The 22,281-nt window shown below is 51.1% G+C and carries 15 protein-coding genes and 1 tRNA gene; 8 read left to right on the forward strand and 8 right to left on the reverse strand.

The window, feature by feature from the left end; genetic code table 11:
• Positions 1–8 precede the first annotated feature (8 nt).
• Positions 9–1,280, forward strand: a complete 1,272-nt coding sequence (locus DCC81_RS07750) for an RNA polymerase sigma factor (RefSeq protein WP_240612927.1) — start codon at positions 9–11, stop codon at positions 1,278–1,280.
• Here DCC81_RS07750 and DCC81_RS07755 read toward each other — a convergent pair whose 3' ends face one another.
• Together DCC81_RS07755 and rpsT are read right to left on the reverse strand one after the other, a co-directional pair.
• The gene (locus DCC81_RS07755; protein WP_108685980.1) at positions 1,281–3,047 is read right to left on the reverse strand and encodes a M14 family zinc carboxypeptidase; all 1,767 of its coding nucleotides are present in this window, start codon (positions 3,045–3,047) and stop codon (positions 1,281–1,283) included.
• Between the two features lie 128 nt (positions 3,048–3,175).
• The gene (gene rpsT, locus DCC81_RS07760; protein WP_108686511.1) at positions 3,176–3,430 is read right to left on the reverse strand and encodes a 30S ribosomal protein S20; all 255 of its coding nucleotides are present in this window, start codon (positions 3,428–3,430) and stop codon (positions 3,176–3,178) included.
• Positions 3,431–3,791: 361 nt separating this feature from the next.
• Here rpsT and DCC81_RS07765 point away from each other — a divergent pair, with 361 nt between their 5' ends.
• The 3 genes from DCC81_RS07765 (at position 3,792) to DCC81_RS07775 (ending at position 9,410) form a co-directional block, all read left to right on the forward strand.
• Positions 3,792–6,542, forward strand: coding sequence for a 2-oxoglutarate dehydrogenase E1 component (locus DCC81_RS07765; protein ID WP_108685981.1), 2,751 nt, complete (start codon positions 3,792–3,794; stop codon positions 6,540–6,542).
• Positions 6,543–6,596: 54 nt separating this feature from the next.
• Positions 6,597–8,156 (forward strand): 2-oxoglutarate dehydrogenase complex dihydrolipoyllysine-residue succinyltransferase, encoded by a 1,560-nt coding sequence (gene odhB, locus DCC81_RS07770; RefSeq protein ID WP_108685982.1) that lies wholly within the window; start codon positions 6,597–6,599, stop codon positions 8,154–8,156.
• A 96-nt stretch (positions 8,157–8,252) separates the two neighbouring features.
• Positions 8,253–9,410, forward strand: coding sequence for an RsmB/NOP family class I SAM-dependent RNA methyltransferase (locus tag DCC81_RS07775; RefSeq protein ID WP_108685983.1), 1,158 nt, complete (start codon positions 8,253–8,255; stop codon positions 9,408–9,410).
• On the opposite strand, the gene DCC81_RS07780 is transcribed toward DCC81_RS07775, so the two are convergent.
• From DCC81_RS07780 to DCC81_RS07805, 6 genes are all read right to left on the reverse strand, one after another.
• Positions 9,400–10,614, reverse strand: coding sequence for an MFS transporter (locus DCC81_RS07780; protein WP_108685984.1), 1,215 nt, complete (start codon positions 10,612–10,614; stop codon positions 9,400–9,402). The two genes, DCC81_RS07775 and DCC81_RS07780, sit on opposite strands and share 11 nt — an antisense overlap.
• Positions 10,615–10,677: 63 nt before the next feature.
• Positions 10,678–12,360 (reverse strand): S8 family serine peptidase, encoded by a 1,683-nt coding sequence (locus DCC81_RS07785; RefSeq protein ID WP_165806480.1) that lies wholly within the window; start codon positions 12,358–12,360, stop codon positions 10,678–10,680.
• Positions 12,361–12,449: 89 nt separating this feature from the next.
• The gene (mnmA, locus tag DCC81_RS07790) at positions 12,450–13,553 is read right to left on the reverse strand and encodes a tRNA 2-thiouridine(34) synthase MnmA (RefSeq protein WP_108685986.1); all 1,104 of its coding nucleotides are present in this window, start codon (positions 13,551–13,553) and stop codon (positions 12,450–12,452) included.
• A gap of 191 nt (positions 13,554–13,744) precedes the next feature.
• Complete coding sequence (locus DCC81_RS07795; protein ID WP_108685987.1) at positions 13,745–15,385, reverse strand: UxaA family hydrolase; 1,641 nt, start codon at positions 15,383–15,385, stop codon at positions 13,745–13,747.
• Positions 15,386–15,598: 213 nt separating this feature from the next.
• Positions 15,599–16,483, reverse strand: coding sequence for a 4-hydroxy-tetrahydrodipicolinate synthase (gene dapA / locus DCC81_RS07800; protein ID WP_108685988.1), 885 nt, complete (start codon positions 16,481–16,483; stop codon positions 15,599–15,601).
• Between the two features lie 102 nt (positions 16,484–16,585).
• Positions 16,586–17,539, reverse strand: a complete 954-nt coding sequence (locus DCC81_RS07805) for an acetyl-CoA carboxylase carboxyltransferase subunit alpha (RefSeq protein ID WP_205686268.1) — start codon at positions 17,537–17,539, stop codon at positions 16,586–16,588.
• Between the two features lie 166 nt (positions 17,540–17,705).
• Between DCC81_RS07805 and DCC81_RS07810 the strand changes: the two genes are divergently transcribed.
• The 4 genes from DCC81_RS07810 to DCC81_RS07825 all read left to right on the forward strand — a co-directional run bounded on the left by DCC81_RS07810 (position 17,706) and on the right by DCC81_RS07825 (position 22,112).
• A tRNA-Asp gene (locus DCC81_RS07810) sits at positions 17,706–17,779 on the forward strand.
• A gap of 151 nt (positions 17,780–17,930) precedes the next feature.
• Positions 17,931–20,162, forward strand: a complete 2,232-nt coding sequence (locus tag DCC81_RS07815; RefSeq protein WP_108685990.1) for an RHS repeat domain-containing protein — start codon at positions 17,931–17,933, stop codon at positions 20,160–20,162.
• Positions 20,163–20,165: 3 nt separating this feature from the next.
• The gene (locus DCC81_RS07820; RefSeq protein ID WP_133177599.1) at positions 20,166–20,675 is read left to right on the forward strand and encodes a hypothetical protein; all 510 of its coding nucleotides are present in this window, start codon (positions 20,166–20,168) and stop codon (positions 20,673–20,675) included.
• Positions 20,676–21,293: 618 nt separating this feature from the next.
• A complete protein-coding gene (locus DCC81_RS07825; protein WP_108685992.1) occupies positions 21,294–22,112 on the forward strand; it encodes a hypothetical protein in 819 nt (272 codons plus the stop codon).
• The last annotated feature ends 169 nt before the right edge of the window (positions 22,113–22,281 follow it).

The raw sequence follows: 22,281 nt of genomic DNA on the forward strand, positions 1-22,281 counted from the left end.
TAAAACCCATGAAAGCCTTTGTGGTAGCACCACAGGGGCTTTTGGTATTTATGGAAAACAAGAGCCTCCTTCCCCATCTTTTCCGTACGGAGTACAGCAAGATCACGGCAGTGCTCTGCAAGCGCTTTGGCCTGGCCCACATGGAAATTGCAGAGGACATAGCCAGCGATACTTTTTTGCAGGCCTCTGAAAGCTGGCCCCAGCAAGGCTTACCGGAAAACCCGGCAGCCTGGTTATACACGGTGGCCAAGCACAAGACACTGAACTACCTGCGCCGCAACCGGTTGTTTGCCGAGAAGATCAGTCCCGCCCTGCGCCAGCAGCAGGCGGGCGATGTGTTTGAAATAGACCTTTCCGGGCCTAATATTGCAGACAGCCAGTTGCAGATGATGTTTGCCGTGTGCCATCCCTGCATCCCGCCGGAAGCCCAGGTGGGGCTGGCGTTGCGGGTACTGTGCGGTTTTGGGATAGAAGAAATTGCGGATGCTTTCCTGAGTAATAAGGAAACGATCAACAAACGTTTGTTCCGCGCCAGGGAAAAGCTGCGCACGGAAAATGTAGGCATGGAATGCCCGCCCCCGGAGCTGCTCACGGCACGGCTTTCCCGGGTGCTCACTACGTTGTACCTGTTGTTTAACAAAGGCTATTACTCCGCCCACCAGAATGGCGCTATCCGCCGCGATCTTTGTGGAGAGGCCATGCGCCTCACCCACCTGCTGGTGCAGCATGGGCCTACAGACCTGCCGCCGGTGAATGCCTTGCTGGCCCTCATGAGCTTCCAGACCTCCCGCTTTGATGCCCGCTTTGATGACATGGGGCACGCTGTGCGCTACGACGACCAGGATGAAAGCCTGTGGGATATGAAGCTGATAGCGCAAGGCCATTATTTCATGGAGCGGGCCTCCCGTGGCACGGAACTATCGCGCTACCACCTGGAAGCGGGCATTGCTTACTGGCATACCATTAAGGCCAATACGACGGAGAAATGGGAAAACGTGTTGCAGTTATACAACCGCCTGCTCATCCTGGAATACTCTCCCATAGCGGCTTTGAACAGGACATATGCCTTGTCTAAAACGGCTGGGCCGGAAGCAGCCATTGCCGAAGCGGAGAAATTAGGGCTGGAAGGAAGCCTGGGGTATCACAGTTTGCTGGGAGAGCTGTACATGACCGTGCAGGTGCAGCAGGCAAGGCATCATTTGGAAAAAGCCTTATCACTGGCCACTGCGGCGGGTGATAAGGCGTTGCTCACGAAAAAGATAGCATCGTTATCTGCATAATTATTTCCCCATTAACCGGAACACCGGGTAACGCAGGAATGCAGGTTCTGCATACGGGGAGTGCTTGTACACGAAATTCAACTGTGCATCCGCACTTTTTGCAAATGCAGTGTCGGCGGTCCTTTGCTTAGCCAGGGCATCCTGCAGCTCCGGGTGTTTGCTCAGGTAATCTGCGGCAATATCTTCAAACACGTAATCAGAATACCCCTCTTTCTGCCCCAGCACACTATCAAAGAAGTTCCATGCAAAGAAAGAATCTCCCGCGGCAGGTTCCAGTGTTTCCATGAGGTAGCGGTTAGCCACCTGGTTCATGGGAATGAGGTAATCGCCTTTGCGGAAGGCGATCTTTTGCACGCTGGTGCTGGTTTTTACGCCGCTGTGCAGGAAGTGGCCTTCGTAGGGGCGTGGCAGAGATTTATACTGGTCTATGTGGTATACCTCCACTGCTATCGTGGTATCCTGGGCCAGGCGCTGCATATGCACGTTGTTGTTCTGCAGGATACGGATCACTTTCCACCAGCCCTGGGGGATGATGTAAGCCTGGGGCCGGGTCACGTAGTTACCGGGTGTAAAGTGGTTGTAGAATTTCACGGGTCTGGTAAAGGGCTGGCTGCGGTCGTACCAGAGGCGGGGCAGGCCGGAAATGGCGCTGGGCTTATATCCTGCCTGGAAGCCTTTGAAGGGGATAAGCGTATCGCGCTGCTTGTCCACGGTCCATTCCAGGGGGAAAGAAGTTTGGGTGAGCACTTCTTTTTTGGTCTGGGCGCGCAGGCGCGCTATTTCATCGCTATGCTGGCTGGTGAAGCTGATGAAGCATTCCATGAGCGCATAGGTGGCCTTCACACGCAGGTCGTACGACTTAAGCATGTGGGTTTCCGGCACAAAGCCAAAGGTGTGGAACAGGGTGGTGTAGCCGCTGGAATAGCGGGGACTGTCCTGGTAGGCCACCCAGCCACTGTCTGGCAGGTCGCCGGTATGGTTTACGTAAGGTACCAGGTCATAGCCTTTTTCCTTCATCTGGGTAAAGAGGCCGGGCTCAAACCGGTTGCGGATAAAATCGCCCATGACGCCGCCCAGCTTGTCCGGCTGGGTGGTGAGCAGGGTCATGATGTGCTGGTAATCGGCCCCGTTGCTCACGTGGTTGTCTACAAACACGTCCGGGTCTGTGAGCTGGTAGATCTGCTGGAAGGCCAGGGCGTTCTTTGAATCGGACTTGATGAAATCCCGGTTCAGGTCCAGGTTCTGGCCATTGCCCCGGCTGCCAAAGGCGGCAGGGCCGTTCTGGTCTACCCGGAAATCGGTGCTGCGGTTCAGGGCGCCACCGATGTTGTAGATGGGGATGACGGCGAGCGTTACATTGGCAGGGAGGGTTTTCTTACCCTGGGCTATGTCGCGGAGCAGCAGCATGCTGGCGTCTATCCCGTCCGGTTCGCCGGGGTGGATGCCGTTATTGATAAGGATAATGCGCCGGTTCTTTTTGTGGAGGCTGGTAAAGTTGAAGTCGCCGTCGTTGCTATACACCAGGAGGTGGAGGGGAAGGCCGGCGTCTGTTTCGCCCATGGTGAGCAGCTTCATTTTGGTGGGGAAGCGTTTTACCAGGGTTTGGTAGTAAGCAATGCACTGGGCATAGGTCACGGTAGCTTCGCCTTTGGTCTTTTCAAATACGGTGATCAGGTCTTGTGCCTTTGCCTGGTGGCTGTGGCCGAGGGCCAGCAGTGCAGCCAGGGCAATGGTGCCAAGGAGGCGTGCAGGGTAGCGTTTGCGCATGGTAATGTTATACAGGTTTTTGGTTGATGAGCAAATAGAAGGGTCGAAGATAGCGGTTTGCGCAGCACAAAAAAAGCCCCTTCCGTTTCCAGAAGGAGCTGTAGTATGGTTTATACCGTTTAAGGAACTTAAGCTAAAGCGTTTACTTTTTTAGCCAGTTTGCTCTTCAGGTTAGATGCTTTGTTCTTGTGAATAACATTGCGTTTGGCCAGTTTGTCGATCATAGCGATCACTTCCGGCAGTTCTTTACCTGCTTCAGCTTTGTCGGTAATTGCTTTCAAATCACGGATGGCATTACGCGTCGTCTTACCGTAGTAACGGTTACGCTCATTACGCTTTCTGCTCTGACGTACGTCCTTTTTTGTTGCTTTATGGTTTGCCATTAGTTTTGTATTCTTGTTATGGGACGGCAAAGGTAATCCTTTTCCCGGTTCAAAAAAATCTTTTCTCAAAAAATCCTGGCCGGCTACCTTGGAAACCCCGATTTTGCCAGCCGGGGCCAGGCACAAAATTAAGTTAAATTTCCCAAACTGCCTTGCCCGATTTTAACCGAAAATTGCCCGTTCATGGCCGGTCGGCACGAGGGAAAGGCTATTCATATTTTAAAATAAATAATGCAAAATTGCAGCATTTTTTTTGACAGAATATCACAAAAAAGAGCGGATATTTGCATCCCGTACACTATTATTACGGGGCATTTCACGCTTAGCTTTAGAACCGTAGATCAAGAAAAACACGTTGGAAATGAAGGATTTTTCATTTGTCACTAACTCACATCCTGCTTACATTGAATCGTTATACCAGGATTTTACCAAGAACCCGGCGTCGGTGGATCCTGAATGGGTTAAATTTTTCGAGGGGTTTGATTTCGCAGTATCACAGGTAAACGGTAAAGCAGGGCCTGGCGCTGCCAGCAGCAACGGGGCACTGGTGTCCAACGAACAATTGGTGAAAGAGCTGGGCGTGTACCGCCTTATCCATGCTTACCGCAAGCGGGGCCACCTGGTTGCCAAGACCAACCCCATCCGCGAAAGAAAAGACCGCCACGCTAACCTGGACATCTCTTTCTTCGGCCTTACGGATGCCGATCTCAAAACAGAGTTCTACAGCGCACAGGTACTGGGCCTGGGTAAAATGTCCCTGGAAAACATCCTGGCTTTCCTGAAAAAGATCTACACCGGCTCCGTAGGTATGGAGTACACGTATATTAATGACGCCAAAAAAGTGGAGTGGCTGCAGCAGGCCTTTGAAACGGCCATGCAAAAGCCCGCCAGCGTGGAGCAAAAACGCCGTATCCTGCAGAAACTGAACCAGGGGGTGATCTTTGAAAAATTCCTGCATACCAAGTATATCGGCCAGAAACGCTTTGGCCTGGAAGGTGGCGAATCCACCATCCCTTCCCTCGATGCCATGATCAATGTAGCCGGCGATGACGGGGTACAGGAAGTGGTGATCGGGATGGCCCACCGCGGCCGCCTTAATGTGCTGGCAAATATCATGGGCAAAACCTATGAGCAGATCTTCTCCGAGTTTGAAGGTAAGGTGATCCCCGACAGCACCATGGGCAGTGGTGACGTGAAGTACCACCTGGGCTTCCGTGCGGAGCATACCACCCCCGGTGGCAAAAAAGTGAACCTGCAGCTGGCCCCCAACCCTTCCCACCTGGAAGCGGTAGACCCCGTGGTACTGGGTTTTGCCCGCAGCAAGGCAGATGTGATCTACAACTCCGATTACGATAAGGTAATGCCCATCCTCATCCATGGCGACGCCGCCGTGGCCGGGCAGGGCATCATCTACGAAATAGCCCAGATGGCCAACCTGAAAGGTTATTACACCGGTGGCACCATGCACCTGGTGATCAATAACCAGATCGGCTTCACCACTGATTTTGACGACGCTCGCTCTTCCGATTACTGTACCAGCGTGGCATCCATGATCCAGGCGCCGGTATTTCATGTGAATGGCGATGACGCCGAAGCGGTGGTGAAAGTATCTGAGATAGCCACCCGCTTCCGCCAGGAATTTAACAGCGATGTGTTTGTAGATATGGTGTGCTACCGCAAGCATGGCCACAACGAAGGCGATGAGCCCAAGTTTACCCAGCCCAGCCTGTACGCCCTCATTGAAAAACATCCCAATCCCCGCGAGGTGTACGTGCAATACCTGCTCAATAATGGTGAGCCCGATGCACAGGCCCTGGCCAAGGAAATGGAACAGAAGTTCTGGGCCGACCTGCAGGCACGCCTGGATGAAGTGAAACAGCACCCGCTGCCCTACACCCCGCAAAAGCCGGAACAATGGTGGGCTGCCCTGCGCAAAAGCCAGCCCGGTGATTTTGACGCTTCCCCGGCCACTGCCATCAAAGAAGAAGAATTCAAAAAATTATTCTCCCAGTTAATGAGCTGGCCTTCCGACTTTGTGCCCCTGCGCAAAGTAGAAAAGCTGCTCCAGGACAAGATCAAATTATATGAAGCAGAAGGCAAGGTAGACTGGGCCACCGGTGAACTGATGGCTTACGCCAGCCTGCTGGCGGAAGGCAAGGACGTGCGCATGAGCGGTGAAGACGTGAAGCGCGGTACTTTCTCCCACCGCCACGCCGTATTGTTTGATGAGAACACCAACGCCACTTACAACCGCCTGGGCAATATTGGCAACGGCACCAACAAGTTCCGGATCTACAATTCCCTGCTCAGCGAATTTGGTGTAATGGGTTACGAGTATGGTTATGCCATGGCCACGCCCAATAGCCTGGTGTTGTGGGAAGCGCAGTATGGCGACTTTGCCAACGGTGCGCAGACCATCATTGACCAATATATTACCAGTGCAGAAACCAAGTGGGGCACGCAGAACGGCCTGGTGCTGCTGCTGCCGCACGGCTACGAAGGCGGTGGCCCGGACCACTCCAATGCCCGCCCCGAGCGCTTCCTGCAGTGCTGTGCCGAAGACAATATCATTGTTACCAATATCACTACAGCTGCAAACTTCTTCCACGCGCTGCGCCGCCAGCTCACCTGGCCGTTCCGCAAACCGCTGGTGAATTTCTCGCCCAAGGCTAACCTGCGCCACGTGGGTGCTTACTCTTCCATGAGTGAGTTTACCACCGGTGGCTTCAGGGAAGTACTGGACGATCCGTTCATCACCGATGCTGCCGCTGTGAAGAAAGTGCTGCTGTGCACCGGTAAAATGTATTTTGACCTGAGTGAAAAACAGGCGAAGGACAACCGTAAGGATGTGGCTATTGTGCGCGTAGAGCAGCTGTACCCGCTGCCGGTGAAACAGCTGGAGGCCATCCACCAGAAATATAAAGGTGCCACCTGCTTCTGGGTACAGGAAGAGCCGCTGAACATGGGCGCTGCCTCTTTCCTGCAAATGAACCTGAAGCAGCTCAATTACGGCGTGATCAGCCGCAACCCCAGCGCCGCCACGGCCACCGGTTACGGCAAAGTGCATACCCGTGAACAACAGGAGATCATCGAAACAGCATTTAATATTTAAGGAAGCTATCAGGCCTGCAGCATACGTTGCAGGCCGTTTAACAACTATTGACATATGATTATCGAAATCAAAGTTCCGACGGTAGGAGAATCTATTAGCGAGGTAACAATTGCGAAATGGCTGAAGAAGGATGGTGATTATGTGAAGCAGGACGAGGTGCTGTGTGAACTGGAATCTGAGAAAGCCACTTTTGAGCTGAATGCAGAAAAAGCAGGCCGCATTCACATTGTGGCCGTAGAAGGTGCCACGATGAAGATAGGCGATGTAGTGGGCAGCATAGACACCGATGCCGCCGCTCCGGCAGGCAGTGAGCCTGCACCCGCCCCGGCCCCCGCTGCTGCTGCGCCCGCGCCCACCCCGGCACCCGCTGCACCCGCGGTGAACAAAGGCGTGGTAGACCTGAAGGTGCCCACCGTTGGCGAATCCATCAGCGAGGTGACCCTCGTGCGCTGGATAAAGGCCGATAATGAATATGTAGAGCGCGACGAAGTTGTGTGCGAGCTCGAATCTGAAAAAGCAACCTTTGAGCTCAATGCCGAAGAAGCCGGCGCCCTGCAACGCGTAGCCAAGGAAGGTGACGTGCTGAAGATCGGCGACATTGTAGGCAAGATCGATACTGCTGCAGCTCGCCCGGCCGGCAAAGCCGCTCCTGCAGCTGCTCCCGCCGCCACCGCCGCACCGGCTGCACAGCCCCAGGCACAGCAGGCGCCTGTAACGGCCATCCCCAACGATATTAAAGCCTCCCCGGTAGCTGCCGCCGTGATAGCGGATAAGCACGTAGATCCCAAGAGCATCACCGGTTCCGGCGCCCATGGGAAGATCATGAAGGACGACGTATTTGCCGCCCTGCAAAACCCGGGTGTGGCCATCGGGCAGGAGCTCTTCAGCCGCACAGACCGTCGCGAGCGCATGAGCAACCTGCGTAAAACCGTGAGCCGCCGCCTGGTGGAAGCCAAGAATACCACGGCCATGCTCACCACGTTCAACGAAGTGGACATGACCGCTATCATGGACATCCGCGCCAAATACAAGGAGGTGTTCAAGAAAGCCCACGAAGTGAACCTGGGCTTCATGAGCTTCTTTACCAAAGCCGTGTGCTACGCCCTGCAGGAATTCCCTGCCGTGAATGCCTATATTGACGGGGAAGAACTGGTGTACCATGAGTATTGCGATATCTCCATCGCGGTATCTGCCCCCAAAGGCCTGGTGGTACCGGTGATCCGGAACGCGGAAAGCCTGGGTATGGCAGATATTGAAAAGAAAGTAGTAGAACTGGCCACCAAGGCCCGTGAGAATAAACTGACCATGGATGAAATGACCGGTGGTACCTTCACCATCACTAATGGTGGTGTGTTTGGTTCCCTCATGAGCACCCCGATCATTAACCTGCCGCAATCCGCCATCCTGGGTATGCACAAGATCCAGGACCGCCCCATGGCCATCAACGGCCAGGTGGTGATCCGCCCCATGATGTACCTGGCACTCAGCTACGACCACCGCATCATTGACGGCCGTGAGTCGGTAAGCTTCCTGGTAAAAGTGAAGGAACTGCTGGAAAACCCGGAACAGTTGCTTTTTGGCAAGGACCCCGTAAAGGCCCTGCTGAAGCTGTAGTAACTGCCCTTCCCATATTTGTGAAAGGTAAAATGCAGGCGCATTTTACCTTTCGCGTTTTTAGCGCTCCTTGCGCTGTATTAAAACTGTGAGCACATGACCCGTTGGGAATCTTATATCTTATCCGCAGAAAAAGTGATCACGTCGTACGACGGGAAGCTGCCCCTGCACCATTACCTCAAAGATTTTTTCAAAGTAAATCCCCAGATGGGCAGCCGTGACCGGCGCTGGATCTCCCAGCTGGTATATCATTATTATCGCCTGGGGCATTGGAACAAGCCAGGCCTGCGCGTGGAAGAAAGATTACTGGCCGGCACTTTTATCTGCGAGCAGACACCCAATGACATCCTGGCCTTACTGAAGCCGGAGTGGAATGAAAAAACAGCACTGCCCATCGATGAAAAGCTGCAACTGGCGGGCATTACAGCCGGTGATATATTCCCCTTTCCGGAATATCTTTCCGAGGGGCTGGATGTGCAGGCCTTTGTGCGCTCTTTCCTGAGCCAGCCCAAAGTGTTTATCCGGGCACGGCGGGGCAAGCAGGCTGCCATCGTGCAACTGCTGCAACAAAACGAAGTGCCGTTTGAGATTCCTTTTGAGGGTTGCATAGCCATGCCTAATGGCACCCGTATTGAAAACATCATCACAGAGAAGAGCTGGTATGTAGTGCAGGACGCCGCTTCCCAGCAAACCGGCCACCTGTTCAAAGCACACAATGGTGAGTCCTGGTGGGATGCCTGCGCTGCCAGTGGCGGCAAGTCCATCCTGCTGCGGGATAAATTTCCCGATGTGGAACTAACGGTATCGGATATACGCAGATCTATCCTGGACAACCTGGCCCACCGCTTCCGCGACGCCCGCATAGATGGCTACCGGGGGTACGTGATGGACCTCTCCAATCCGTTTAAGCATGATGATTTCCGTCCCCAGATGTTTGATGGGATCATCGTGGATGCACCGTGCAGCGGGGCCGGCACCTGGGCGCGCTCCCCGGAGAATTTGTTCTTCTTCCAGGAAGGCCAGTTGCGCAAGTATGAAATGCTGCAGCGCAACATTACTACCAACGTAGTGCCTTACCTGAAAAAGGGCGGCCAGCTGGTCTACATCACCTGCTCCGTATTTGCTTCAGAAAATGAGAACATGGTGCGCTGGCTGGAAACCAATACTTCCCTGCGTGCCCGGGAAGGTGGCCTGATACAGGGCATGACGCTGGGAGCGGATAGTATGTTTGCCGTGAGGTTTGTTAAGGGGTAACAACTAACTTTCTTTTATTGAAGCGATATACGCCAAACATAATGAGCGCGGCCAGGAAGATCAGCATTGCATAGCTGAAACCCAGGTTGCGCTCATCTTTTGCCGGGAGGCCGGTGACGATGAGGTAACTCATGAGCGATACTACCATGTAGTTGATGCCACCACAAAGGCCGCTGGCGATGCCGGCATTTTCCGGAAACTTGCTGAGGCAGTAGGAAAAGTAGTTGGTGTAAGTGAAGCCCGCTGTTACGTGGATGAGGAACGCAAAGCCGATCATGGTGTACAGGTTCTCCATGTAGTGGATGCTCACGATCATGGCAATGACCAGCAGGATCTGTATACCGAGGTTGTACACCAGTTTTTCAAAGAAGGGATAATGGATGGTGGCCTTACCAATGAAGCCGCCGGTCATCCACGCCATGCCGAGTATCAGGGACGCATTGCCAGACATTACCGGGCTGCCATTAAAGTGGTGCTGGATGATGAAGGCGCCGGTCATGTTGTAGATCATCACCATGGAGTAAGATACCCCCAGCATCAACACGCCCATGGTAAAACTGGCGGTGCGCACCATGCGCGCATAGGTATCCAGGATAGCGGCCAGTTTGAATGGCGCAAATATTTTAAGCGTTTCCCCACTGTAAATATATTCCAGCACGCCTATCACCGTGGCAAAGCCGGCCAGGAAATAAAAGTTAGACTGCCAGCCCCACACCGTTTGCAGGTGCCCGCCCAGGAAGGGCGCCAGGATAGGGCCGGTAGACCAGATAATGGTAAAAATGCTGAGGTAATGGGTGAGTTTTTCCCCCTTGTATTCATCCACGAAAAACGCGCGTTTGGCTACTACCACCAGGGCCACGGTGAGGCCGTGAATGGCGCGCATGCCGTACACCACGTAGATGTTGTGTGTATTGGCAATCACCAGGCTGGCAAGCGCAAAGAGGGCCAGCCCCCACATGCTGAGCCGGAACCTGCCAAAACTATCTACCAGGCTGCCCACAAACAATTGGGACAGGCCATAGCTGATCAAAAATATACTGATGGTAAGTTGTACCTGGATGTTGCTCACGCCCATATCCGCGGCCATGCTGGGCAGGGAAGGAATATAAATGTCTATGGCAAAGCCCGACAATGGAATGAGGGCAAAGGCAAGCAGGGTGGCAATCGTCTTATGTTCTTCCTTGAATCTTTTTGGTGCGTTCATGTCCTTACGTTGATCGAGGCCGCAAAGTTACGGTGGGCGGGATTGCTATTTGTCAGCGCAGTGTTATTGATTTAGCTTGATGAGTTTAGTGCCGGCCCTCGCAGAGCCTTGCACGTAGTGCAGGAAATACGGGCCAGGAGCCAGGCTACCGGTATCGTTCCACTCCGTGGTGCCCAGGCCATTTGCAGGTGCGGCCACCGTTTGCCGGCGTACCAGCTGGCCCAGGGCATTGTAGAGGGCCAGTTGCACCGGGTCATTGCCATGGGCGGCGTAGTAGATGTGCAGGGTAGTAGTGAAGGGATTGGGCAGGGCGCGCAAAGTGCCATTGTCCAGCCGCTGGGCAATGAGGGCACTGTCTGCCGCGGTGACCTTAGCCAGGGTATCAAAGGCCAGTTTAAAATCGGGAATGCCGTAACCCACGCGGCTATCCGGTGCTGTGTAATGGTCACTACAGGCGCGGATCACCTGGAGGAGGCGGATGTTGCTCACCTGGGGATATGCCTGCCAGAGGCAAGCCACCAAGCCTGCCATCACGGGCGTTGCAAAGGAGGTGCCGTTGCCGGTCACTACGCTGCCATTGGTATTGAGCAGGGCGGTGGCCTGGCCCATGGCTGCTACATCCGGCTTTATGCGCCCGTCTGCCGCCGGTCCGTAGCCGGAAAATGCTGCCGGCATGCGGGTGCTGGTTACGGCACCTACGGCCAGGATGCTGTCGGCATCCGCTGGCGTGGTGAGGTAATGCCAGGCGGTGCTGCCTTCGTTGCCGTTGGCATTTACCACGATCATGCCTTTGCGGGCCGCCATGGTAGCGGCCTTGGACACCAGGCTGGTACGGCCATTCATGTCTGCGTAGGTGTAATCATAGGCAGGGTTATCAAAAGTGCTGTAGCCCAGGGAGGAAGAAATAATATCGGCGCCCAGGCTATCGGCCCGCTCAGCGGCGGCGGCCCAGTTGTTTTCTTCGATGGGCTGTTCCGTGGCGGCTTCCTCGGTTTGATAGAGGGCGTACCGGGCATCCGGGGCGGTGCCAATGAGTTGTCCCGGCAGGTGGGCCGCCATGATGGACAGGCATTCTGCACCGTGGATGCCGCTGGCGTACACATTGGCATCGGCAGTGCTGAAGCCAAAGGTCTGTACAATCCCATTTGCATTGCGCAGCGCCGCAAAACCGGCATTGGTATCCACCCCCGGGAAACCCTCGTCCAGCACGGCAATGAGCATGCCCTGGCCGGTGTAGCCCTTGTTGTGCAGGTATCCCCCGTTATGCAGGTGTATCTGCGTATAGCCGTTACCGTAGTCGGAAGGGGCGGTTTCAGTGATGGCGGCAGTGCGCTGGCTGTTGAATTTTGACGTATATACATTAGCGTTAGTACGCTGCATGGCGGCGCTGCTGCTTTTTACAAAGGGCATTTGCAGGATCTTTTGCAGGGCGGCGGCATCGCTGGTCTGGATGATGGCCTGGTTAAACCAGCGGGAGGTATAGAGCAGCTTTACATTGCCGGCGGCCAGCAGGCTGTCTGTATAGGCAGCAGTAACCGGGAGGTCTGTACTGTCTATGTCCAGATGCATGCGCTGGCGGCGTTCCAGGGCGCGGGCAGACAGGTAGGGGGAGGGATTGGAAATGCTGTAGGGGGAATGACCCTTGTCCGTGAAACTGATGACGTAACGTGGGGCCTGGGCCCGTGTGGCCAATGGGAAAAAGAGGAGGAGTACCAGTAGCCGGTAAGGCATCATAGGCAGTTGCATATGCCTAAAGTACAAACAAAAACGCCTGCCGCAAAGAGCAGCAGGCGCGTTGTATATATACATGTGGTGTATTAGCAGCCACTAACTTGTTAGTCCAGTTTGGGCATGCGCTGTATAATGCCGCCGCCTATTACATCATCTCCATCATAGAACACGGCAGACTGGCCGGGGGCTATGCTTTTCACTTCTTCATAGAAGCGCACTTTGATCCTGCCGTCTTCATTATACAGGTTACTCAGGGCGCCGGGGCTTTTGTAGCGGATCTTGGTCACTGCTTCCATGCCATCGGTAACGCCGTCGTACTTGATCCAGTTCATACCGGCCACCAGGGCTTCAGACCTGCCCAGGTCCGCCTCATCGCCCAGCACCACGGTGTTGGTTTCCGGGATGATCTCGGTTACAAATACCGGTTTGCCCAGGGCAATGTCCAGGCCCTTGCGCTGGCCAATGGTGTAGAAAGGATAGCCTTTATGCTTGCCTACGATGGTGCCATTGCGCAGTACAAAATTACCACCGTCCACCTGCTCTTCCAGCCCGTCTACCTTGCGTTTCAGGAAGCCGCGGTAGTCATTGTCCGGTACAAAACAGATCTCGTAGCTTTCTGCTTTCTTGGCCAGTTCCGGGTAACCGAAATCGTGGGCCATCTGGCGGATCCCTGTTTTGCGGTATTTACCCAGGGGAAGCAGGGTGCGTTTCAGTACATCCTGCTGCAGGCCCCAGAGCACATAGCTTTGATCCTTGGTTTCGTCCAGGCCTTTGCTCAGTATATAGCGGCCGTCTTCCTCGCGGATCTGGCCATAGTGGCCCGTAGCGATGAATGCACAATCCATGGCGTCTGCCCGTTTCAGGAGGGCGCGCCATTTGATGTGGGTGTTACAAAGTACGCAAGGATTGGGCGTACGGCCGGCCAGGTATTCGTCTACGAAATTATTGATCACAAAGTCGCCAAATTCATCGCGGATATCCAGCACAAAGTGCGGGAAACCGTGATGCACAGCGGCGGCGCGGGCATCGTTAAAGGAATCGAGATTACAACAGCCGGTTTCTTTTTTGCTACTGCCTGCAGATGCGTAGTCCCAGGTTTTCATGGTGATGCCCACCACTTCATAGCCCTGTTCATGCAGCATCAGCGCGGTAACGGTACTATCAATACCGCCACTCATGGCTACCAGCACTTTACCGTGTTTACTCATTGTTGTGAATTAAGGATGCAAAGGTAACTTAAAATGTAACAGTTAGCGGGGGATGGGCACCGGCAGGAAAAGCTGCCAGAAAAATTAATCCGTAATCAATTCATTATGAATAGATTACGGATTAATTAAATAGGAGGTATTGCTTCTTTAGATGCCGTGATAGGTAATGCTTATGTAAAAAAATGCATTGGCTACAAACTCACCCCGCGCTTCCAGGGAATGAAATCGTCCTGGTGGAGCTGCTCCGCTTTGGTCTGTACCTCGCCACTGGCCGTGCGGATGATCCATTCCAGGATGTCTTCGCCTACCTGCGGGATGGTGCGCTGGCCGCTGATGATGCTGCCGGTATCAATGTCAATGATGTCCGGCATGCGGGTGGCCAGGCGGGTATTGGTGGCCAGTTTTATCACCGGGGCAATGGGATTGCCCGTGGGGGTGCCCAGGCCGGTGGTGAAGAGTACCACATTGGCACCGGAGCCTACTTCTGCAGAGGTGCTTTCCACGTCATTGCCGGGGGTGCAAAGCAGGTTGAGGCCGGGCTGGGTGGCGTATTCCGTGTAATCCAGCACTGCGGTGATGGGCGAGGTGCCGCCTTTTTTGGCAGCGCCTGCACTTTTGATGGCGTCAGTGATAAGGCCATCGCGGATGTTACCGGGTGAGGGGTTCATATCAAAGCCAGAGCCCACCTGTTTGGCGGCGGCTTCGTAGGTGCGCATGAGGCGGATGAACTTGCCCGCCACTTCACTGTTCACGCAACGGTTGATCAGTTCCTGCTCCACACCGCACAGTTCGGGAAATTCAGAGAGGATGGACTTGCCTCCCAGGGCTACCAGCAGGTCAGAGGCATGGCCCACTGCGGGATTGGCAGAAATGCCGGAAAAGCCATCGGAGCCCCCGCATTCCAGGCCCACCGTCAGTTTGGAGAGGGGCTGCGGCGTGCGCTCCAGTTTATTGGCCTCCACCAGGGCCAGGAAAGTGTCCCGGATGGCCTGGGAGAGCATGTGAAATTCCGACTGGCTCCTTTGCTGTTCAAAAATGAGCAGGGGCTTTTGGGCGTGCAGCTTGTCAAGGGCAGCCTGCAGCAGGGATACCTGCGCGTGCTGGCAGCCCAGGCTGAGGATGGTGGCCCCGGCCACGTTAGGGTGGTGAATGTAGCCGGCCAGCAGGGCGCAGAGGGCCTCCGCGTCCTGGCGGGTGCCGCCGCAGCCGCCTTCGTGGCTGAGGAACTTGATGCCATCAATGTTGGCAAAAAGCGGATGCCGTTTGGGCCGGGCGGCTGGTGGCACCGGCGCGTAATTGCGGATGGCCTCCAGGTTGTTGTTTTTATAAAAATTTACCAGGTCATTCACCTGCTCGTTGTAGATCTCTTCGGGGGCAAAGCCCAGGCCTTTTTCAAAGGCTGTTTTGATCACCTGCACGTTGCGGTTCTCGCAAAATACCAGGGGAATTACCAGCCAGTAGTTGCGGGTTCCGGCTTGTCCGTCGGGGCGGGTATAGCCCTGGAAGGTGCGGGTTTGCCACTTGCTGATATCCGGCGCCTGCCACTGGGTGTTACTGTCTTTTTCGTGGAAGGCGTTTGCGTCGTGTTGAATATTTTCGGTGGTGATCAATTCACCGGTGCTGAGTGCGCGGAGGGTTTTGCCTACGGTAACGCCGTACATGCGGATGGCATCACCGGGTTGCAGGGGCTGTACGAGGAATTTATGCTTGGCGGGCACTTTTTGTAACAGGGAGATGGTGGCCCCTTCAAAGCTGATCTGCGTTCCTTGCTCCAGGTCTTGCAACGCTACCAATACATTATCCAGCGGATGTATTTGTAAAAACGTGTTCATATGGATAAAAGTAAGATTTACGCCTGTAGGTAGTTAATACGAAATAAGTATTCTCTGATAACATTTTAACGTGCCTGCGGGTTTACATGGTTCCAGGGATAAAGTTAGCGCTTTTTGAGCAGGGACGGGCATTTGCGGGGATGTGTCTTTAAAAGGAAGACCCGTTATGCGCGTGGCACAACGGGTCTTTTTAACCAGATCTTGCAGCAATATTTAGAATTGCTTCATGTAGGCTTCAATATTTTGATAAAGGCTGTCGGAAACGGGGACCACCGGCAGGCGGAAAGCGTTTTCGAGCAGGCCGCCAATGGCCATGAAGGCCTTGATACCGGCAGGATTGTTTTCGGCAAACATCAGTTCAAAACCATCCAGCAGCTTGTATTGCAGGCTGCGGGCGGTGGCCAGGTCGCCTGCCAGGGTGGCGCGGATCATGTCGGATACCTCTTTCGCGTACCAGTTGGCAGCTACGGAAATGAGGCCGTCCATGCCGGTGGCTACCTGCGGCATGGCCACGGCATCGTCACCGCTGATCACGAGGAAGTCCCTGGGGCGGTCCTTGAGGATGTGCATGCACTGCACCACATCGCCGCTGGCTTCCTTCATGGCTACCACGTTCTCTACTTCCTTCGCAATGCGGAGGGTAGTGGCGGCGGTCATGTTACGGCCGGTGCGGCCCGGAACATTGTACAGGATGATGGGTTTGGGAGATGCTTTGGCGATAGCCTTATAGTGCTGGAAAATACCTTCCTGCGTGGGTTTGCTGTAGTAAGGGGCCACACTGAGGATGGCCGCAGCCTCGTCCAGGGGGCAGGTTTCCAGGCGTTTGATCACGTCTGCGGTGTTGTAATCGCCGATGCCGACTACCACAGGAACCCGCTTGCTTACCTTTTCGAAAGTGAACTTCATGATGTCCAGCTTTTCGTCGCTGGAAAGGGTGGGAGTTTCACCGGTGGTGCCGAGGGTCACCACGTATTCCACACCGCCGCTAATTACATGCTGGATCGTTTTCTCCAATGCATTCCAGTCGATAGCGCCGTTCGCCTTGAACGGGGTGACGAGCGCTACGCCGGTACCTCTCAGTTGTTCCTGTAGTGTCATAAAAAAGTGTAGTTCCGCCAAGGGCTGGCGGGGCCAATGTTTGATATCCCGATAGCGGGAAGTGCAAAGATTGGAAATTGGTATTGTTTCTCTAAATAAATTTTAGCGTTCGTCGTAAAAGCCCATGCCGGAGAACTTGTCGATGCGTTGCGTGATGCGGGTTTCGGCATCGATCTTTTTCAGTTCTGCGAGTGTTTCCTTGATCTTGGCCTTCACGATGGCGGCGGCTTCGTCCACGTTAGTGTGGGCGCCACCCAGTGGTTCTGCGATCACGCCGTCTACCAGGCCAAACTGGCTCATGTAGTCGGAGGTGAGCTTCAGTTCTTCCGCTGCTTTTTCCTTGAAGTTCCAGCTGCGCCAGAGGATGGTGGAGCAGTTTTCCGGGGAGATCACGGTGTACCAGCTGTTTTCCAGCATGAAGATGCGGTCGCCCATGCCGATGCCGAGGGCACCGCCGGAAGCGCCTTCACCGATGATGATGCAGATCACAGGTACCTTCAGTTTGATCATTTCAAAGAGGTTGCGGGCAATGGCTTCGCCCTGGCCTCTTTCCTCGGCTTCGAGGCCCGGGTAGGCGCCCGGGGTATCGATGAGGGTAACGATGGGCTTATTGAATTTCTCTGCCAGTTTCATGAGGCGGAGGGCTTTGCGGTAGCCTTCGGGGTTGGCCATCCCAAAGTTGCGGATCTGGCGCATTTTGGTATTGACACCTTTTTGCTGGCCGATGAACATGATGGTTTCCCCATCCAGTTCGGCGAAGCCGCCCACCATGGCTTTGTCGTCTTTCACGTTGCGGTCTCCGTGGATCTCCACGAAGTTGGTGGTCATTCTTTCGATATAAGCGAGTGTGTAAGGTCTTTCGGGGTGGCGGCTGAGTTGTACGCGCTGCCAGGAGGTGAGGTTGGCGTAGAGGTCTTGCCGGGTGGCCGCGATCTTTTGTTCGTATTCGCGTACGGTGGCGGAGACGTCAACGCCGGACTTATCGCCGTTTTCCTTGAGCTTTTCAAGCTGTTCGTAAAGTTCTGCGATAGGTTTTTCGAAATCTAGAAATTGCATAATTCCAGGTACTAAAGGTTAAAGACGGATGTAAAGATAGGGGATAGAAATTTTTTTAAAAAAGATTTGCTGAAATGAAAGTTTTGTTGCTATCTTTGCAATCCCAAAACGGGACAACGGTAAGATACTGATGGTCAATGGACTAGCAGTCGTTGTGAAGAAGTTTGGATCGGTAGTTCAGTCGGTTAGAATGCCGCCCTGTCACGGCGGAGGTCGCGGGTTCGAGTCCCGTCCGGTCCGCAAGCTTTAAAGAATAAGCCTTCAAGTCGAGAGATTTGGAGGCTTTTTTGTGTTTGGAAAAATATAGGATTATACTATATATTTGAAGAGTAAGCAAATGAAATGCTTGCGAATTTAACCCACGTATAAATCCCGTAGTATCTCCTGTATCATGAAATGGTTATCCCTTTTGATTGCTTTGTTATGCCTGTTTGTTTGTCGAAATGTACAGGCACAAATAGATGTTAGAACTGACCCGCGTATTGCCCCACTTTTAAGACAGGCCGCTAATGGGCAGCCGGATCTGGTGATATTTGGAAGGAAGCCGGCGTCCAACATGTATGTGAACATGGCGGTGCTGGATAAGACGAGTAGGCGGCTTTACTGGTTTACTTGTTATGGCACTGCTTATGATTCTGTGCAATTACAGGAGACAGAATTTGTGCAGATTTCCTCAAATGCTATTGATCCTTTTAGTTTTTACAGGGAGCTATGCCTTGAAAATGAGGTGTATCTGGACGATGCAGTGGCGGAATACAGAAAGTTAGGTAAATTGGCTTTAAAAGATACAAGTTATAATCGCCGGATCATCTATAATTCTGTTGCTGTTCAATCTGCACATAGCACATTGCAACAGTTAATGGCCATTGAAGGCATTTTTAAAAAGCAGTATCTAAAATTATGTTTGTTTAACAGCTTATCTCCCTCATTATTATCCAGGAATGAAGAATTTCTACTTCGTAAGTCCCTTGCTGGAAAGATGGTGAATAAGCCAGATACGACTATTTATTATAGTACCTCTCCGCTGGGTTTTATTGCTAAGATTGTGTTGTGCCGGCAGGATTCTTTAAAAATGTTTGTCTATGGCGGGCAGGATCATGTTGTAGACAGTATGCCCTTGAAACCGGGGAAATATACCTCTTTGTTAAAATCGAAAGATGACGTATTCCTGCTTTATAGAGGGTGGCTGGAACTGCAAAGTCAGCAAGTGCAGGAAGCGTTACTCCAAACAACCGCCCTGTTTCATCGGCAGGATACTGGTTTGTATGTTCAAACTTACCGGGTGGAGAATAAAAGACAATTATCATTGGCTGAGGCGCAATTAAAGCGTCAACAACAGGATATTGAGCGTAAAATAAGTGGTTTGATGTTACCTGATAAGGATATGGTTGCACATATGCTTCAAATTGCTTATCCGGATGCACCTACAGCAATTACTTACTTATCTGGAGGTATAGGTTTTGCTTATACTGTGAATTACAAACGGGATGAAAAGTTATATGAACTGGTAGATCATCGTGGGAATGTAATGGTTACCGTGAGTGATAAAAGGACGGTCATGGATAATGGTAATGAAACGATATCCTACTATGCCGCGGATGTTGTTGACGCCAGCGATTATTATCCATTTGGATTATTAATGCCAGAGAGGTCGTTTAGTTCAGCTAATAAATATCGCTATGGCTTTAACGGGAAGGAGAATGATAATGAGATAAAGGGTGAAGGGAATCAGCAGGATTATGGAATGAGGATATATGATCCAAGGGTAGGCCGGTTTTTGAGCCTTGACCCTTTATCTGCACAATATCCAGGCTTAACGCCGTATCAATTTTCGAGTAACCGACCTATAGATGGAATCGATATAGATGGCAAGGAGTGGGGCCAAAGTAATGTATTGGACTATGTGGTGGGTCAAGGGTTTACTCTTTTGACAAACAATGTATTAAGGATTAAAGTTATTAATGATTCAAAAATCATCACAAACCCGGATGCAATTAAAACTAAGGCAGAACTTTTTGCAGCATCAGTTGAAGCAACATATACAAATTTTCATCCGCCAATGTTAATGCCGAGTGAAGTTACAACTACCTCGGTTTTTCTTGATTATAACTCTCCAAGCGACAATGATGGCAATATCGCCTATTTGCATTTTGATGATAGAAAGACCAGCACTACTACAAAACAAATAGGGAATACGATTTTGACTCAAACATCTCTGGACGCAGGAGAAACAAGTGGAGTAGTGAATGGGTTTGTTATGAAAGTTGGGATAACTGTCGATGGAAAAGAAGTGTCAAAAGAAGATCTAAGTCTAACATTTAGACATGAAGCAGGTCATTCTCTAGGACTGAATCATCCATGGTCACTCAATCAGGAAGAAATTGAGGCATTTCCCAGTATAAACCAGAAAGGGTATCTTTTTAAGGATAAAAAAGCTATACATGAAAATCTCTTGAATTCTGGTGAAAATCCGAATGGGTATCTTCGTAATAACAATGGGAGTAAACTTCTGATGAAGCAATTGGAATATATTAACGAACAAATAAAGAAGAAATCTTTATGGACGCCTGAGGAGCTAAGCGCACCTAAAACAAATGCTACTACTGCTACAAATAAAGAGTAAGATATGAAACCAACGAAATTTTCTAAAAGAGGATTAAAGCTTTTACTCTTAACAGTGTTTGTTATTCCGGTGGTATTTATGAATTGCACTTCTGGCAAATTTATTAAGTGGGCAAGGGAAGGATATCAATTGGATACTCCTATTGTGAGTTATGATACCTCTAATGCGCTCGATCTATCAGTTCAGAAGTGCAGAAAGGTTAAAGTGTTTTTGTGGGGCAATTATGAAGACACTGTTATAATAGTTTCAGACCGAAACGATGATAGGCGAATTCCAATATATAATAATAATTACCCATACAATGATATGGAATATACTGGAATAGAGTTTGATGTCAAGTTAGAAAGGCGAACTGGAGAAATTGCAATTTTTCTATCTAATGCGCATCATTATGTTAAAATTCCGTTAGATATATGCTATCCTATATGCGAGATTAAATATCAAGAGGGCATATGGTATATAAATAATAGCAAAGGGTTTAAAAGAATTGAATCTTTTATTAAGATAAAATAATTATATACTGAACTAACATAGGAAATTTCGTGATCTATTCACAATAGAGAATGCGATGTAAAATAAGCTTCAGATTAAATCGGTATATTGATAAAAAAATGTATGACCTCTGAACAGTTAAAAGAGAAATTAGAATCTCAATTCAAATTTACAGTTCATAACCTGAAAAAAGAACTTGAAATCCCTTATTCCCTTTTAATAATCGCACATTGGGCAAACTGATAAGGTTGAATACTTAGTTTTCAACTTGACAGTTTAAAATAATATAGTTAATATCTACTACCGGGAATTTGAGCCTTAGTTTAGAGATTTTGTTATTAATTGCGTCTTTCGCTGACTGATCACGATAATCACGAGAAGTCACAAGACGCAATGTTTCCTTGCCGTTATAAAAACCAAATGTGAACAAGGTCCCGGTTTAGGACTATTTCAGGAAGTATGTAAGTTTAAAAATCGAGGTAAATAAAGTAAGGTTAAATTGTTGCTAAATGGTCAGAAAGGGGAGGCCAGGAAAATGTATGAGCGATCCGTCGCCTTAAACCCGGCTAACGAGAATGGCAAAAAGGAGCTGGAAAGTTTGAAGGAGTAACTAAATCGGTTAATTTTTTTAGAAATGATATGAAGATCAGCTTATTTGGTTTTTGCTTGCTGAGTTGTTTGATGCTATTTGCCGGCAGTGCCGCGCTGGCCCAAAAGCAGGGTCTGTTTATCGAAAAGAAAATGCCCAACGATGAAGGCCTCAATCCGTACAATTATGACAACAAAATATTTGTTGCGGGTAAAACTTACGTCTATAACTACTTTATTATTAAAGGCCCCGATACGTTGAAATATGCGATTTCGCCGCAAGCTGGTGGCGAAAAGAACTGGAAGTATGTCGCGAAAATGCAAAAGGATAGTAATACGGTGGCCTACCTGGGTATCAAAACGCTGGGCAAGATCGGCCCTATTATGATGGACAAGCCGGATTATGACCAGACGGAGATATTTCTCTACCATTATAATCCTAATCTGAAACCCCTGGATACCGAATTGACAGGGGTTGTCGAGAACCAAGCCAATGTTTGGTTACACCCGTTTCGTTTCCATGCCCTGGAGATCTTGCAGCTCTCACCCTTTCCGTATGTGAAACTGCCGTTTAAGCAAGGCCAGACTTTTTATTGGAGCCTCGACCTGGGGAAAAAATGGCCCGAGTTTAAAGCGTTCAACTGGAAGGGCAACCTGAAGCTAAATTGTACTTACGTGGAACAAGGCAAAGAGACTTTGGAATTACCATTCGGTAAGGTAGAGGTAATAAAGGTCAAGAGCGTTGCCGTTACGGCGAAAGGCAACAGTTCACTCATCGCTTATTTCAGTGAGGCGTACGGATTTGTTAAATTAGTCTACCGAAATTTAGATGGATCGATCATAGTCATGAGCCTTAATCAGATCCGGTAATTGTTAGCGTTAAAATAAGCTGCATGATGCTTGCCGGGATTGAAGGAAAGTTTAAATCGAGTTCGAGACGCAGAGTTTTTCCTTTTTAGATTAACTAAGCTGTATGTAATATTCCCTGTATCATGAAATGGTTATCCCTTTTTGTTTGATCTGCCTGTTTGTTTGGCTC

This window comes from Chitinophaga parva, from assembly GCF_003071345.1.
Lineage (GTDB): Bacteria > Bacteroidota > Bacteroidia > Chitinophagales > Chitinophagaceae > Chitinophaga > Chitinophaga parva.

Coding starts and splice junctions, on each gene's coding strand:
- DCC81_RS07750 (WP_240612927.1), top strand. CDS start 9: ATGAAAGCCTTTGTGGTAGCACCACAGGGGCTTTTGGTATTTATGGAA.
- DCC81_RS07755 (WP_108685980.1), bottom strand. CDS start 3,047: ATGCGCAAACGCTACCCTGCACGCCTCCTTGGCACCATTGCCCTGGCT.
- rpsT (WP_108686511.1), bottom strand. CDS start 3,430: ATGGCAAACCATAAAGCAACAAAAAAGGACGTACGTCAGAGCAGAAAG.
- DCC81_RS07765 (WP_108685981.1), top strand. CDS start 3,792: ATGAAGGATTTTTCATTTGTCACTAACTCACATCCTGCTTACATTGAA.
- odhB (WP_108685982.1), top strand. CDS start 6,597: ATGATTATCGAAATCAAAGTTCCGACGGTAGGAGAATCTATTAGCGAG.
- DCC81_RS07775 (WP_108685983.1), top strand. CDS start 8,253: ATGACCCGTTGGGAATCTTATATCTTATCCGCAGAAAAAGTGATCACG.
- DCC81_RS07780 (WP_108685984.1), bottom strand. CDS start 10,614: ATGAACGCACCAAAAAGATTCAAGGAAGAACATAAGACGATTGCCACC.
- DCC81_RS07785 (WP_165806480.1), bottom strand. CDS start 12,360: ATGCAACTGCCTATGATGCCTTACCGGCTACTGGTACTCCTCCTCTTT.
- mnmA (WP_108685986.1), bottom strand. CDS start 13,553: ATGAGTAAACACGGTAAAGTGCTGGTAGCCATGAGTGGCGGTATTGAT.
- DCC81_RS07795 (WP_108685987.1), bottom strand. CDS start 15,385: ATGAACACGTTTTTACAAATACATCCGCTGGATAATGTATTGGTAGCG.
- dapA (WP_108685988.1), bottom strand. CDS start 16,483: ATGACACTACAGGAACAACTGAGAGGTACCGGCGTAGCGCTCGTCACC.
- DCC81_RS07805 (WP_205686268.1), bottom strand. CDS start 17,539: ATGCAATTTCTAGATTTCGAAAAACCTATCGCAGAACTTTACGAACAG.
- DCC81_RS07815 (WP_108685990.1), top strand. CDS start 17,931: ATGAAATGGTTATCCCTTTTGATTGCTTTGTTATGCCTGTTTGTTTGT.
- DCC81_RS07820 (WP_133177599.1), top strand. CDS start 20,166: ATGAAACCAACGAAATTTTCTAAAAGAGGATTAAAGCTTTTACTCTTA.
- DCC81_RS07825 (WP_108685992.1), top strand. CDS start 21,294: ATGAAGATCAGCTTATTTGGTTTTTGCTTGCTGAGTTGTTTGATGCTA.